At 42.0% G+C, this 15,376-nt stretch carries 15 protein-coding genes; 5 read left to right on the top strand and 10 right to left on the bottom strand.

The features are described 5' to 3' along the window. Positions 1–106: 106 nt before the first annotated feature. The 10 genes from EAH55_RS18120 to EAH55_RS18075 all read right to left on the bottom strand — a co-directional run bounded on the left by EAH55_RS18120 (position 107) and on the right by EAH55_RS18075 (position 8,404). Positions 107–631, bottom strand: coding sequence for a contractile injection system tape measure protein (locus tag EAH55_RS18120; RefSeq protein ID WP_121810856.1), 525 nt, complete (start codon positions 629–631; stop codon positions 107–109). 315 nt (positions 632–946) lie between these two features. Then, a complete protein-coding gene (locus EAH55_RS18115; protein WP_121810855.1) occupies positions 947–1,309 on the bottom strand; it encodes a hypothetical protein in 363 nt (120 codons plus the stop codon). A gap of 16 nt (positions 1,310–1,325) precedes the next feature. After that, entirely contained in the window at positions 1,326–1,712 is a 387-nt protein-coding gene (locus EAH55_RS18110; RefSeq protein ID WP_162996932.1) for a hypothetical protein, read from the bottom strand. Positions 1,713–1,763: 51 nt separating this feature from the next. Continuing rightward, complete coding sequence (locus EAH55_RS18105; protein ID WP_121810853.1) at positions 1,764–2,156, bottom strand: hypothetical protein; 393 nt, start codon at positions 2,154–2,156, stop codon at positions 1,764–1,766. Between the two features lie 181 nt (positions 2,157–2,337). Further along, complete coding sequence (locus EAH55_RS18100) at positions 2,338–3,678, bottom strand: tetratricopeptide repeat protein (RefSeq protein ID WP_162996931.1); 1,341 nt, start codon at positions 3,676–3,678, stop codon at positions 2,338–2,340. Between the two features lie 6 nt (positions 3,679–3,684). Further along, entirely contained in the window at positions 3,685–4,017 is a 333-nt protein-coding gene (locus EAH55_RS18095; RefSeq protein WP_121810851.1) for a hypothetical protein, read from the bottom strand. Positions 4,018–4,115: 98 nt separating this feature from the next. Further along, positions 4,116–5,018: a ribose-phosphate diphosphokinase gene (locus tag EAH55_RS18090; protein WP_121810850.1), complete on the bottom strand. Its 903-nt coding sequence runs from the start codon at positions 5,016–5,018 to the stop codon at positions 4,116–4,118. A gap of 60 nt (positions 5,019–5,078) precedes the next feature. After that, a complete protein-coding gene (locus tag EAH55_RS18085) occupies positions 5,079–6,497 on the bottom strand; it encodes a nicotinate phosphoribosyltransferase (protein WP_121810937.1) in 1,419 nt (472 codons plus the stop codon). A 4-nt stretch (positions 6,498–6,501) separates the two neighbouring features. Further along, a complete protein-coding gene (locus EAH55_RS18080) occupies positions 6,502–7,398 on the bottom strand; it encodes an NUDIX domain-containing protein (protein WP_121810849.1) in 897 nt (298 codons plus the stop codon). Between the two features lie 319 nt (positions 7,399–7,717). Continuing rightward, positions 7,718–8,404, bottom strand: coding sequence for an NUDIX hydrolase (locus tag EAH55_RS18075; RefSeq protein WP_112576019.1), 687 nt, complete (start codon positions 8,402–8,404; stop codon positions 7,718–7,720). A 446-nt stretch (positions 8,405–8,850) separates the two neighbouring features. Here EAH55_RS18075 and EAH55_RS18070 point away from each other — a divergent pair, with 446 nt between their 5' ends. From EAH55_RS18070 to EAH55_RS18050, 5 genes are read left to right on the top strand one after another with little or no spacing between them, the layout of a single operon-like run. Continuing rightward, positions 8,851–11,253, top strand: coding sequence for a GumC family protein (locus tag EAH55_RS18070; RefSeq protein ID WP_121810848.1), 2,403 nt, complete (start codon positions 8,851–8,853; stop codon positions 11,251–11,253). Positions 11,254–11,296: 43 nt separating this feature from the next. After that, entirely contained in the window at positions 11,297–12,658 is a 1,362-nt protein-coding gene (locus tag EAH55_RS18065; RefSeq protein WP_121810847.1) for a lipopolysaccharide biosynthesis protein, read from the top strand. A gap of 13 nt (positions 12,659–12,671) precedes the next feature. Beyond that, a complete protein-coding gene (locus EAH55_RS18060) occupies positions 12,672–13,328 on the top strand; it encodes an acyltransferase (protein WP_121810846.1) in 657 nt (218 codons plus the stop codon). After that, complete coding sequence (locus EAH55_RS18055) at positions 13,316–14,590, top strand: hypothetical protein (RefSeq protein ID WP_121810845.1); 1,275 nt, start codon at positions 13,316–13,318, stop codon at positions 14,588–14,590. Before EAH55_RS18060 ends, EAH55_RS18055 begins: the two co-directional genes overlap by 13 nt. A 13-nt stretch (positions 14,591–14,603) precedes the next feature. After that, positions 14,604–15,374, top strand: coding sequence for a glycosyltransferase family 2 protein (locus tag EAH55_RS18050; protein WP_114940406.1), 771 nt, complete (start codon positions 14,604–14,606; stop codon positions 15,372–15,374). The last annotated feature ends 2 nt before the right edge of the window (positions 15,375–15,376 follow it).

The raw sequence follows: 15,376 nt of genomic DNA, 5'->3' as shown, positions 1-15,376 counted from the left end.
GAGGTTGGGAGCAGCTTTAGCCTTTAAACCTACGCTGCTACTCGTGCCAGTTGGACAAAAACGCTCTTCCCAAATGAATGTAATAAAATATTATCGATACTACCTGTTAATAAGGCCAGTTCACGTGAAGCGGTTTTGGCATCCATGGGTATTTGATTATCGAAAAGGAAAACGGAGAGCAGGAAATTAGCAGGTCGTATGCGCGTTTTTTAACTGTAAGTTCCCATCGTTCTTCAAATTCTCTAAGCAAACCTTCTCGTATCAGCCAGTTTCCTCTGAACCCCTCGATAGACGTGTTTCCTATTTCCGGCCAGTAGCCAATAATCGCTTGCATTAGGCTTTCAATTAGTTGTTGTTGCCCTTCGTTGATGTTGATCCCTGGTAATAAAGTTTCCGACAACTGAATCCCACATAACACTTTATTAACTGCCAATAAATTATCCTCCGTTTCTCCAAAGCCGGTCACTAAGAATTGCAGGTAATGAGGAGCGTCTGTACGTGCTGTATCATTAATAAAAGCCTTTTCTTTGGTGAGGCCAATACGTTCAAACAACATGGGGATATAGTTATTAAGCAAGACTATTCCCGCATTTTTCACAGATATGTATTCGTTTATATTTACGTTTTTCATAGTTTTCGATAAGGGTTTAAGAATATAACCTTCCCTTATAGCCAATCCTTTTTGATTTTCTGCCTCTGGGAGTATGCTAATGTCACAAGGCTAATTTAATCATAACATTTATTCCTTTCTATGCCGCAACGTTCCGGACGAAATTTATTGACCCATATATTCCGTTGCTGGTGCACGCGTGTCGCGTGTACTTTACTCATTTTGTTTTGAAATAATATTTAGCAAGATAACTTTATTTAACTGAGGTCAAGGCAAGTTTGAGAGGGACACGCGGCACGCGTGCACCAACGCTGTGCACCATCGAAGGGAAACTAACTACCTTTTCCTTAAATAATTTTTATACTCATCTTGTATCATCCCCGCCGGAACAAACCTGCTTTCTGAGGCCTCATATTTATCTATTGCAAAGATTAAGGCTTCATCTATAGTGCTAAATGAATTGATGATGAACGGTTCGTCAGGGTCTAACGGTGCAAATTCGTAGATATCTAAAAAGTCTTCATCTCCTTCATCAAAGCACTCCATATAACTCACACTATAGGTCGAGTCTTTTTCTTTATCAATCCTCAACCATTTTAAAATGGTATAGTCACTCTGCTTTTGGTAAGATAACCATTGTTCAATTGGCTTACCTGATGATAAATTGGTTTTTAGTTGTTCTGATGATAAATATTTCATTTTTGAGTAACAAATGTCATTCTATAGATCTAAGCAGCAGATCAAGTTCCGTATAAGCCTGTATCAATCCTGCACGATCATCAAGCAAAATGTTATAATAAACTTTAGGACTATCACATTGAAAGAACGGTGGATTTTCATTAATCGCATTGTAAGGTATATCATTAGCCTTTAAATAATCAATAATAGCAAGGGTGTCGCTATTAGCCGTGAAACAGATCAGATAAAAGCCTGCTTTATTGCATCTTCTTAACAGATCCGTCATATACCGATAACTGTTACCGGTACCATGAAAATCGTAAACAGTATTGTCAAAATCAAAAGCTACGATCAATGTGCCGTGCTTTTTGTAATCGTCAACTAAGCGCAGGTATGATTGATTGGGTTGTAGATATTGATCCATTTCTTTATTTAGTTTTGTTTTAATCTGGACTTTTAACATGATTTCTTAACTTCAAAAAGGCTGAAGTAAAAAATCTCTCCAAGCTTGTGCAATGATTTTTAAATGGTCTAAAGGGACAGTTTGTAAGTGTTCAAAATTAGGTAGGCCATAAAAATGGGCACCATCTGCTTGGACAATTAAAAAGTTGTCGATGCCCTCAATATTTGCATCAGTTTCATTCATAGGAGGGTTGTTACCGTCTATAAAATGCTGAAGTGTCGGAATTATAATTTCATTTAAATCTGCAACTGTTTTACAATAAACCCCAAAAAAAGATTCCATTTCGCCGCCGCCTGAAAAAACTTTCGTATTATAATTAGGATTCCCATTTGCAGATGGAACCAGGTAATTTATCATTTCTACCTTGTATGCCTTTAATATATCTTGTGTTGTCATTTTATTCATATTCAAAAGGCTTGGCTTATGGGTATATAACGACCGAAAATTCCCATTGCTGGTGCACGTGTGTCGCGGGTACTTTACTCATTTTGTTTTGAAATAATATTTAGCAAGATAGCTTCACTCAATTGGGCGTTCAAGGCAAGGTTGAGAGGAACACGCGACACGCGTGTACCAGCGGAGGAATTTATTGGTGAGTAATTTTATATGCGAAGTCTTTTAACTTTTCTGGGTTAGGATGGTTGTTTTTTATAGCTACAGCTATATTTTGATCAAAATTCCAATCAATACTTCTAATACCTTTACTTAATAACTCTTCAATTTTATTTTCTGCTTCTAATAAAAAATCCAAATAGTGGGCATATCTGTAATACCATATTTCAATTAGAATACCATTTTGGTTTGCGTAAATGATTGCCCTCTTTAAATAAGCTTCGGCTTCTTCCATTCTACCTTTTTCTAATAAGATTTGAGCATAGTTACAACTGTTAGCCGAGTTTGTGGGATCGATTTCTAAAGATCTTAAAAGGTACTTTTCAGCCGAATCAACGTCATTTTTAACATCTTTTAGGAAATCAGCATACGCAGCATTGCCGTTTACATCGGATGGAGCAAGTTCAAGCGCCTTTAAAAACATTTTTTCAGCGTCCGTGAATTTTTTTGCTATCCTATGTAGAAATATAGCATAATTTACAATAAAAGATCCCTGATCTTTATTTAATTCAAGGGCCTTGATGTAATAATTCTCAAGATCTGAATAATCGTTTTTATCGAAATGGAGAAAATAAGTAAATCTCCACCATAGCCAACCAGTTGTCGGATACTTTTCTAATGCTTGTAAATATATCTCTTTGCGTTTTTCCAAATCAGGTTCTGCGTTAGCTAAATTACCATATTCTAAGGCTGATAATTCTTTAGGTTTATCTATTGCCAACTGTTGTTCCGTGACTTTAACAGATGTTAATTGATTTAATTGTTCTGTTACTATTTGAATTCGCTGATTCGTTATTTCGTTTAATTCATCATTAACTGGTTTTATTTCATCAAATACCCAAAGCAGTTCGTGCATTAGCTCATCAAATCCTTTGATTTTAACGAAACTTCCCCCATGGCTTCCTATAAGGTCGCTGAGCCTCGGTATTATGTCGCTTTCATTTCTTATGCACCAAAAGAAGTTACTTGGCCTATTCATATTTTCAAAATAACTCATTAAACTACCGTCATTGCCACCATAACCAACCACAATTGGAATATGGGTGCTGAAAATGTGATCGAGAGGCTCTTTCCATCCTGCATCAAGTTGATTTATTTCGTCAGGATCACTTTTGGGTGATAGCAAAAGATCTCGATGTATTTTTATAATAAGAGGGTGAGTTTGAGATGGGCGAGCGTAGCCACTTAAAGATTCATGCCCGCATACCAGGGGGCTTTTATTAGTAAATTGATATACAGATGATTCTACTAAACTATCAAAATTGGTCGTAAGGACGCAATGACCTGGGGTACGACTCAGAATTTGGGCTATCACAATATGTCAAAAGCTTGGTTTTGCATTTTTCATTGCTTGGACTAAGAATTCATAACCGGAGGTTTTATCATTCTCAAAGCGCTTTCTGTAGACGCTCCCATAGGATATTGCTAAATTTTTTTTGTCGATTTTTTGCTCCTTAACCCAAGTTTCTAACTCATCACTGCTTAATCTATCTTTAATTTCTGAAAACCATTGTATTGCTAATTCACCTCCTGTTGGAATTCCACTTTTTCGACTCGTCCCCGCCCCCAAAACAAAGCAGAATTTGCGATTTTCGGTGTTTTTATGAATATCTTTAAGGGTATGTTTGAATGTTAGTGTGCTTATTATTTTCATGATTGGGATTTAGGTAAATGCAATTTAATTATTAAAAATATGATTAAATATTTTATGACAAAAGCATTTTTTATAGCTATCATTCAACTTCTACCCCTTCACCCACAAATCAACCCCGCCACAGTCCTCACTTCCACAAAATCATCATTTTCTAAGTCGCGGCAATTCACGTGCGTATCGGTACAAATCAGCTTTTTAATAGCCCCACAAGCTTTTAACTTGCCAATGCCATCGTTTACAAACAGTCCGTGGGTGGTTATTACATAAATATCCCCGGCACCGGCATTTTTATAAGTTAAGGCGGCGTTTACGATGCTGCCGCCCGAGCGGATCATATCGTCATAAATAATAACCGTTTTTCCGGCTACGTCGGCGTTGATGGCGCTTACTTCGGTATGGTCGCCTTTGAGGCGGCGTTTGAGGATGAAGGCGGCATTTACGCCCATGTCGTTAGCCAATGATTCCACCCATTTGGCGCGGCCTGCATCGGTACTGGCCATTACAAAGTTATCGCCGCCGTAGCGGGTGGCTGCTTCAATTACAATATCCTTGCAGTATACGTGTACAGGGTACAGGTCCTGCTCAAAATAGTACTGGATGCCCTCGCTATGCAGGTCGAACAGCATAACCTTATTGCCCCGGTTTGATTTGGGGATAGCCGAGAGCAGGCGGGCGCGGGTTTTGGCGGTCACAATTTCGCCGGGTTTTACGGCGCGTTCCATAGTGCTGTAACCAAAGTAGGGGATCACTAACGTAAGCGAATCGGCGCCATAGCTCACCAGGGATGAAGCCAGGTCGTACAATTCAAGCGTGGCGCTGTCACTCACGGTGCCGCCTATCAGCAGCACCTCACGGCCTTCAACGTTTGATAGGATGCGCTGGTAACGCTCGCCATCGGTAAAGTGGCTTACTTCAATTTCGCCGCGTTCGCAGGTGCCAAGGGCAAGCACTTTTTCGGCAAGGTATTCATAGTCGGTTATGGCAAAAAGTAATTTTTTCATTGTATCATAAAGCTAAAAGCTGAAAGCCAAATGCTTAAAGCTTTTTTCGGGTTACTTGGTTTATTGGTGCTGCAAGGTATCAATCACCTGCTCAAAAGTAAATTCTTTAATAATATGACCGTTCTCGAAAACGGTTTGCAGTTGGTCCGCCAGTTCGGGTTGTTCACCCTCATGAATGGTTTTATAGCCCTCTGCGGTTTTTACCAGTTTCAGCCTGCCGCCTTTGCTCTTTTTAAAGCTGGTTGTAATGTTACCATTGGCATCCATTTCGGCAGGGCTTTTCTCTACAGCTACCTCTTTACCATTTATCACGGCACTGCTGCATTTCAGGGCAAATTTTTGAGTGTCGCGGTCTACCTTTTGCAATAAGGCCCCGCCCATCCCCAGTACCAGGTTTTCGGCACTGATGCCGTTTGCTTTAAGGGCTTTATAAATTACGCTTATCTCGGTATAATTAACGCCGTCGCCCTGTATCACCCTAACCTGCGGCGGTAATACTTTATAACCTTTAGCATTGGTGGTAAAACCGAATTTATCAAACAGGATCTTAAAAATCTCCAGCAGGGTCATCACCGGGTCGCCGCTATCCGGGCGGATCACCAGTGTACCATCGCGTTTCAGGATCTCTTCTTTCAAATCCTCGCCCCAATATTCACTGCAGGCACGGAAAATATTAAAACTATCGCTCACGCAGGCTATAACACCGGTAGGGAAGCTGCGCAGCACGTGTTTAAATACTTCCAGTTCGCCCTCTTGCCCGAGCAGGGTGCAAATGCTGTGTTCGGTAGCTGGAATGCTCAGGCCATGTACTTTATCTGCATGGTAATATTTAATAGCCATGCCAGAGCCGGCCAGATTATCGCTGCCTGCAAAACTAAGCAGGTGGGCGGCTCCGCCCAGTTTAGCGCTCTCCACGCTGCTCACTCCTCGGAAACCAAAATCATTCAACACAAAACCAATCCCGCCAAAGGCTTCGGGTGTGGCGGTTTCCTCGTAATATTGGGTAACTACTTTTTTAACCTCGTGGCTCAGTGTGGCCACGGTACAGGGGTACCAAACCTGCATCAGCAGGGTTTCTAAAAAGTTGGTGAGCCAGTAACATTCAGGGTCGGTATTTTCAATGATCATGAGCACGTTGCCGGTGGGTACGCTGGTGCCCTCGGCTACGGCTTTAATGCGTACCGGCAGTTGGCCGTTATATTTATCTAATATGTACTGAAACTTGCTGCAATCAAATACATCATCGCGACCGAATACCTGTTTCATAAATTCGTCGGCCTCATCTAAATCAACCTGGTTAAAGGCTGGTCCCTGCAGGTATTCCTTCAAAAAATATTGCAGACCGAAAAAAACGGTTTCGTTGAACATTCCGCCGCGGCTTTCCAGGTAACTGTAAATATTGGTGGTGCCGGGGTAGTAAAACTTATGGTGGGCGTATTTATATGCGTCGGCTAAAAGAATCAAATTCTCTTTTTTCATGGCTTTAGTTTTTAAGGTATTTGCCGGTGATGAAATTAAACAATTCAATGTGTTCTTCGCTAATGGAGCCGTCTTTTATCATTAAAGGCAGATCGGTAAGCTTAAACCAGGCCAGGTCGGCAATATCATCCTGGGCCTTTGGCTCACCGCCAATAAAATCACAACTAAACAGCAGGGTAATGATCTTGTCGGCTTCGCTGCGGTAGCGCCAGTCATTTATTTTGGCCGATGTTTCGTACTGCATAGCGGTGGTTTGCATTTCACCGCATTCTTCGGCAAGCTCCCGTTCGGCGGCATCTTCGTAGCAGGTATCTTCCGGGTCGGTAAAACCGCCTACAAAGCGCCATTTATTGTTGATGGCTTTTTTGCCAAGCAAAATCTCGCTGCGGTTATTCCTGAACAGGGCTACATCAACCGTAGGGTATACCTTGGGATATTGATTGTAGTAAGCGTACAGGATGCCAGCGCGAAAATCGTTTGAATCAAAAACCTTATCGGCGTATTGTTTGCGAAGCTCGGTAGCGTTGTAATCGCCATGCTCGGGGAGTTCGATGGTTTCAAATTTGCCGCTGTAGTAGGGGATGAAACTATCGCGACTGCCGTACAAACAAAACTGCTCTGCATTGAAAACACTTTTCAGCAGGTTGTCCAGATTATCCGACCATATTTTATCGCTCGGGTTATCGCTGATGGGCAATACCACAATTTCAGGATAATCCTTTTTTATCATTTTTTCACGCGTGTAGTAGTCATAAGGGTTTTTGCGACTGCCTTTTATGGGGCTAACGCCCAGCAGTATAATCAGTTTGGCATGATTTTGCTTAACCTGTGCTATCAGTTGCCTATGACCCTCATGCAGGTACGGCGTTTGACAGCGTGCTATAATTACTCCTGTCTTCATTTCTATTTTGCGTTAATTACACACAAATATAAATATGTGTTTTTAATACGCAAATTATTTTTTTAATTTTTTTAAGCGATTTTTATGATGTTGGCAAACTAACCGTCATGCTGAACTTGTTTCAGCACCCCATAAGGAGAGGCGCAAGCATAGCGGAGATTTGGCAGGTGGGATTCCGAAATAAATTCGGGATGACGAATGTTGGGTATGGGTAACTTGTTTCAACACCCACAAGCAGGGCGGCTTGCGTAGCGTCCACTTAGCGTGTGGGATCCCGAAATAAATTCGGGATGACGGCAGAAGGTAGATTTAGAACCAGTTATATCTCAAAACTAATCCCCTCTTTTTGTAGCTGATAATACTTTTCCTCGTTAAAACGGAAAAGATTACCCGGGCGACCGGCACCTTCGAGGGCTTGTTTTTCGGTGGTTTCTTCAAGGAAGCCGTATTTGGTGATCTTCTTTTTAAAGTTCCGGCGGTCGATAGGGCGGTCGAGCACGGCGAGATAGAGCTTTTCGAGCTCGGAGAAAGGGAATTTCTCTTCAAGCAACTCGAAGCCTACCGGTTGATAAAGCATTTTACTTTTAAGGCGTTCTCGCGCCACACTTATAATAGTAGTATGATCAAACGCCAGGGCGGGAAGCTTTTTGATATTGAACCAGTTTACATCGCTGGCATCGGTAGCGGCTTTAACAACAAAGGCGTCGGGCCGTACCAAACCGTAGTAAGTTATGGAGATCACCCTGTTCCGCGGATCACGCTCTGGCTGGCCGAAGCTGTACAACTGTTCCAGGTAGGTGATATTTACGCCGGTTTCCTCCCTTAGTTCGCGCTGAATGGCTTCCTCTAACGATTCATGGTCACCCACCAAACCGCCGGGTAATGCCCAGCTGTTTTTAAAAGGTTCTATGTTCCGTTTTATGAGCAATACGGATAACCCTTCTTTTGAGGTATATCCAAATACTACAGCATCAACGGCAACCTTTATATTTTGGGTAACTGGCATATTACAAAGTTAGATATTGAGAAGTGGCGGGGCAAGCATTAGCGAAATTAATCAATCGTATAAAGCAAGCGTATCAAATACCATTTTCCGGTATTTAATCCCGGTAGTTGAAAAGTAACCTATTGTTAAGATTTAGGTAATATTTTATCTTTATAAAGTATCTTAATAAGTATCATATAAGGTTTCATATGATGTGGTAAACAGGCTAACCTCTAATCTCCAACCTCTATTCTCTCTTCTTGATCGTTCATTTCGTTCATTATGTAATAGGCGTTCACTTTGTTCATAACCGTTCATATGTGCTTGCAAACGGCTTTTCTGCCTTAACTTTCGGGTAAAATAATAGCGTAGTCAAATCGTTGCCCTGATCATTATAGCTGCTTATTATTTCTACTTATGGAACTGATAGCTTTATCGTGATTATTGGCATTTTAATAAATGTTGATATGGATAAATTGGACCTTTTAGCTGACAAGCTCGATTTCGTTTACAAAAAGGAGGAAGCCCCCGGCGATATTCGAAGCCTTGTTGCCATTTGCCTTAATTACTGGTACCTTTTCTGTATTGGTATAGTGGTGTGTGTTATAGCCACCTTTGTATATATCCAATACGAACCCAGTAAATGGAACATCTCCAGCAAAATTATTGTTGAGGATGAAAAAAACTCACCCACCAAAGCGCTTACCAATGGTGTAAATTCCGATCTGGCATCCTTGTTTGATATCAAGAGCAATGCCGATAACGAGGTTAAGGTGCTTAAATCGCGAAGCCTGATTAAAAGGGTGGTTTACCTGCTCGATCTTAATATCCATATCTATGATAACAACGGCTTTCGCAAAGCCGAGCTGTTTGATGAAGCCCCTTTCAAAATCAACATCGGTTACAAAACTGATAAGCTGGCGCTGGCCAATTATACTTTAGAGGTACTGAACAGCAATACTTTCAGGTTGGTAAATGATAAAAGCGCCGAAAGTGTTACCGGTAGTTTTGATAAGCCGGTAAGCCTGCACCAGTATAACCTTACTCTTCACAAAACGCAATACTTTAAGCCCGAAGGCGAGTACAAGATAGGCGTCCAAACCCCCAAACAGGTTGAAAAAGAGCTGGATGAAAACCTGGGCGTGGGCCTTGATGATAAGCAGGCTACCGTTATTGACCTTAATCTGAGTTACAGTAACCCCGAGCGTGGGCGGGTGATCCTTCAGAAGCTGATGGATGTTTATTTACAAAATAACCTGGCCAACAAAATTCGCATTGCCGACAGTACCATGAAGTTTATTGATAAACGCCTGGTAGTTGTTGGTGCCGAACTGGGTAAGGTTGAAAAGAACCTGGAACAGTATAAAGTTAAAAATGGCATTTCGGATATTAACGCACAGTCGAAAGCCCTGATTGAAGGTGCCAACGCCTATCAAAGTAAACTGAACGACAATGAAGTGCAGCTTGCCATAGCTAATGATCTTTATAAATATGTAAGTGATGAAGCCAACCCCCAGGTGGTGCCAAGCTCTTTAATTACTAAAGATATGGCCTTTGGTACCGCGATAAACGGCTATAACGAAATGCTGCTGCGCAAAGAGCAATTACGCCTTACGCTTACCGATAACAGCGTGATCATTAAAAATCTCGATCAGCAAATTGAGCTGGCCCGCCAGGCCCTGGTAACCAGTTTGAGCAATTATCGCAATAGCCTTCATGTATCGCAATCGGCATTCAAAAAGCAGAATGCTACTATCGAGAACAAAATTACAAACGCGCCGGTAAAAGAACGGATCTACCTGGATTATGCCCGCGAGCAAAGCCTTAAGCAGGATTTGTACCTGTTCCTCCTACAAAAGCGTGAGGAAACCGCTATTTCGCAAACCGCCACGCTTTCAAGCTGCCGTATTTTGGATGATGCCGATGCGGACGAGAAACCCTTCGCTCCAAAAAAATCATTGCTTTACCTTATTGGTGCAATTGCAGGCATTTGTATCCCTGCAGCCGGACTTAGTATTAAAGAATTGCTCAACACACGCATCAATACCAAGGCCGATATCAATAAACATACCAGCGTGCCTTTGTTTGGTGAGATAAGCCGGGGCGATAAACGTTCAAAATCGCTGGTTTATAATGATTCCCGTTCGGCTGTAGCCGAGGAGATCAGGGCGCTCCGAACCAGTTTAAAGTATGTTACCGATAATAAAAAAGGTTCAAACGTGATCATGTTTACTTCAAGTATGAGCGGCGAGGGCAAATCCTTCATCTCGCTTAATCTTGGTAATTCCATAGCGCTTACAGGTAAAAAGGTTGTGTTACTTGAGCTTGACCTGCGTAAGCCTAAGCTGCTTAAAAATATAGGAATGAAGGATGACTATGGCTTTACAAACTATGTCATATCGCCCGAAGGTTGTGTTGACTGCCTGGTTAAGCCCTTTGAAACTAATCCCAATTTCTTTTATATATCATCGGGCCCTGTACCGCCTAATCCGGCCGAGCTGCTGATGGATGGCAGGCTTAAAACCCTCATTGAAGATCTTAAGAAAAAGTTTGATTACGTGATTATTGATACCGCCCCGGTAGGACTGGTATCCGACGCACTGATCATTGAGGAGTTTGTTGATGTTACCTTTTACGTAGTGCGTCAAAACTATACCCTCAAAACACAACTGGGTATTGTAAATGATCTGCATCGCACCAAAAAAGCCAAACACATGTACCTCATAGTTAATGATATTGAAATGCGTACCAATACCATTACAGGGTACGGACACGGCTATGGCAGTTATGGCTACGGATCGCCCTATGAAGACACTAACAGCAGCAAAGTTGCAGACTGGTTGAAGAAAATTAAAATGAACGTTTGGTAGAGTAAGCTTTTTAATCTGCCTTGAATCCCCCTAAACCCATTTTATGTTGCAGGTATTAACAGTTGGTATTAACAGGTTTTTTAATAAAGGTCATGAACGCTCGGTAAGGGCGCGGAAAAATATTTTCCGTTCCATCATACTGAAGGGTGGTAGCGTGGTTATAACGCTGGTCATGATCCCGCTTACCATCAGGTATGTAAATCCAACCCAATATGGTATATGGCTTACGTTAAGCTCGCTCATAACCTGGGCAGCTTTGTTTGATATGGGTTTGGGTAACGGCCTAAAAAACAAACTGGCCCAGGCCATAGCCCTTAATGAGCCCGAAAAGGGACGTGTTTATATCAGCTCTACATACGCCATTATGGGCGTTATCGGGATACTGATGTTCGCGGTTTTCTACTTTATTAATCCTTTTATTAAGTGGACAAGCATTTTAAATGTTCCTGATGATGGCAGCGGTTACCTGAACCAGGTGGTGTTGATCATCTTCGGCTTTTTTTGCTTTCAGTTTGTGGTGCAGTTGATTAATACCGTGCTTGCGGCTAACCAGGAGCCGGCAAAAACAGCACAACTGAACCTTGTAGGGCAGGTACTTTCGCTGCTGGCCATATTAATATTGATGAAATTGATGCCAGGTTCGTTAACCTGGCTGGTGATGGTGATGGCGGGTGTGCCTTTGTTAGTAATGCTTGGGGGAAGTATGCTAATGTTTAAAGGCGATTACAGGTCACTGGCACCCGCCATCTCCGTAGTAAATTTTAAAAGCGCTAAACAAATGCTTGGCGTTGGCAGCACATTTTTTATTATCCAGATCTGTGCGCTGGTTATGTATGAGTCGGATAATATTGTTATTACCCAGTTGTTTGGCCCTAAGGAGGTTACCACGTTCAATATCGCCTACAAATTATTTTCGGTTGTGCTGATGTTTTTTGTGGTGGTGATAACGCCTTTCTGGAGCGCCTTTACCGAAGCTTATACTAAAAACGAGTATGAGTGGATCAAAAATGCCCTCGCCAAAATTAATAAGCTTTGGCTGGGCCTCAGTTTATGCACAATAGTGCTCACGGCGCTGTCGCCCTGGCTGTATGATGTGTGGGTTGGTAAAAGCGTTTCCATGCCGCTGAGCCTTTCAATAGCCATGTGCATTTATATTATAACGCTTATATGGCAGGCTATCCATGTGCAGTTTCTGAACGGCATAGGTAAGATTAGGCTGCAGTTGTATTTGGGTGTGGCAACATCGCTGGTGAATATTCCGCTTTCTGTTTTATTAGGGAAGCTTATAGGCGTGGCAGGCATCCCGCTTGCAAACGCTATCATTTTTGTGGTGATGGGAATAGTTTTCTCAACCCAAACCAACAGGATCATTAACCGAACGGCAACGGGAATTTTTAACAGGTAAGGAGAACAGTAAGATGACACCAGGCTATATCATCAGGAAATTTTACAGGGCTTTAAGGGTAGTTTACTTCAAATCGGCCAAAAATTATTCGCATGTGGTTACAACGTTCAAATTCTGGTTGAACGGGGTAAGTTTCAACAGTGATTTTACCGGGTACGGCATTCCTATTCTTGATATTAACATGAAGGGGAAATTCTCCATCGGAAAAAAGTTCTGGTTTAACAGCGGTAAATACCATGCCATGGGTGGACGTCAGCAGCAATGTTATTTTGTGGTAGCCGCCGGCGGCGAACTAACCATTGGCGATTATGTAGGCTGCACCTCGGTAGCCTTCATCTGCCACGATAAGATCAAGATCGGCAACCATGTAAAAATTGGTATCAATACCGTGATCTATGATACCGATTTCCACTCGCTGTACGCCGAAGCCCGTAATGATATCCCCGAGCGTTTAGACGGTTTACGCACCAAGCCGGTGATCATTAAAGACGGGGCTTTTATTGGCGGTCATACCACAATTCTTAAAGGGGTAACCATCGGAAGAAATTCGATAGTAGGAGCGGGTTCGGTGGTTTTTCAAAGCATACCTGATGAGCAGATCTGGGCCGGAAATCCGGCGGTTTATATACGTGATACTTATAAAATGGAGTTGGAAGTATGCAGCAGGTAAATCAAGCAGTTTATGCCCTTTTGTTTTTGGTGATGGTACTGGCATCGTTCTTCCATATGCAGGCACCTGTACTTGGTTTGGCTGTGCTTATTATCCTGCCACCGGTAAAGCATCAGTTTGCGGCTATTAAAATGGCCGGGGTTTTTGCTGTTTTACTTATTCCGGCCATACTTGGGTTAATTGTAGGTTATCGCAATAGCACTTATCTCATCTTTAAGGATTTTTATTATTTCTCGATACCCATATTATTTACCCTTGCGGGTATTATGCTGGCAAGGCGCATAGAGGTTGAATTGTTCCTGAAAACGGTAGTTATAGCGGGCGTGCTGGTTTCTTTTCTTGTAACAGGCATATCAATATCATATATGGGCGTCGGGGCGCTGACGGATCCGTATTCGGCGCATTACGCTATTGGGATCGTAGGCACACCTGCGCCTCCCATAGCATTGGCCTGTTTGCTATTTACCTGGAAGTTTAATATCAAGTTGTTTCAGCGCAATTTGTTCAGGCTCTTTTTAGGTGTTAATGCCTTTGGTGTTTATATGTTTGCTTCACGTACGTATCTTATTATTACCCTGTGTTTTGTGCTGCTGCTTGTTGCCGATAAGATAAAAAAGGTATGGATTTTTCCTGTTATATTTTTGCTGGGGGTATTTGTTATAGTAGTACCCTTTTTTACAATCAGCTTAAATTCTGATAGTACCTTCCTGAACAAAATCATGGGTTCATTTAATGAAGTGAGTGTAGGTAATTTCAATACCGAGCAGGACATTAATCTTCGTTATCGTGGTTATGAGTCATTTATGGCATTCAGGGGCTACCTGAGTGGTGGGCTGCCCGACTGGATATTTGGTGGCCTTGGCAAGCTTATCGATTTAAAAACAGTTGTACACCTTGGCGAAGATGCGGATCTGCAGTATATCCCGGTTTTGCATAACGGATGGCTCTATATCCTGGTTAAAACCGGGGCTGTAGGTGTACTGGTTTACATGAGCATATTTTTCGGGCTTATCGTAACCAAATGGCGCACCTATGCCGATGCGATGAGTAAGCCGATTATCCGGATTTTTTCGGCCTTTATTATTGGTTGTGTATTGAGTTTACTGCTCACCAATTATATCGTAACAGCCTTTTTTAACATGGAAATGAGCGTGGTTATGGTATTGCTTGGTTATAGCTACATGAATGTGCACGTATTGATGCACAAATTGAAAATAAGGGAGCAAGCTATAGAATTTCAATTGGCGGGTTTAAATATTTAATGAGGAACAGGATATGGAGCAAATTTACAAGCCACAAAAAGTAACCATCATCACGGTTGTATATAACGCGGTAAATACCATTGAGGATACTATACAAAGCGTTATTAATCAAACCTATAAAAACCTGGAATATATCATTGTTGACGGTGGATCGACCGATGGCACATTACAGATTATCGAAAAATATCGCAACCGGATAGATCGCTTTATCAGCGAACCCGATAAAGGTATCGGAGATGGCTTTAACAAAGGCATCTCCATGGCCTCGGGCGAGTGGATAGGCATGATCAATGCCGACGACTGGTATGCTGAAGATGCCGTAGAGAACATCATAAGCAATATAGCAAAGAGTGATTTTGTTTGCTGCGGTAATATCAGGCTGATAGGGAACAACGGTACCGAGCGTGATAAAAGGAGTAAGGTGGGCTGGTTAAATTTCGGTATGTACGTTATGCATCCAAGCTGTTTTGTACGCAGAAGCGTGTACCGGCATGTGGGGAACTATGATATCGGCCTGCGCATAGCCATGGATTTTGATATGTTTTTGCGGATCAAGAGATTGGGTTACAGTATTAAATATATCGATAAGGTAATAGCCTATATGCGTACCGATGGTGTTAGCAACGATACCGTTAAAATGCACCGTGAAGAGTTAAAGGTAATGAAGAGGCATCTTCGTGGCATCGACTACCTGTTATCATACCTGTTTAATTACCTGAACCGGTTACGCTGGCGCTTTTTTTACAAAGATCCATTCCGGAAACAAATGACATTACAAGCTTAAGG

Source organism: Mucilaginibacter kameinonensis (assembly GCF_003675385.1).
GTDB classification, from domain to species: domain Bacteria; phylum Bacteroidota; class Bacteroidia; order Sphingobacteriales; family Sphingobacteriaceae; genus Mucilaginibacter; species Mucilaginibacter kameinonensis.
Note: the sequence above shows the minus strand (reverse complement) of the source record. Positions and strands in the feature narration are given on the sequence as shown.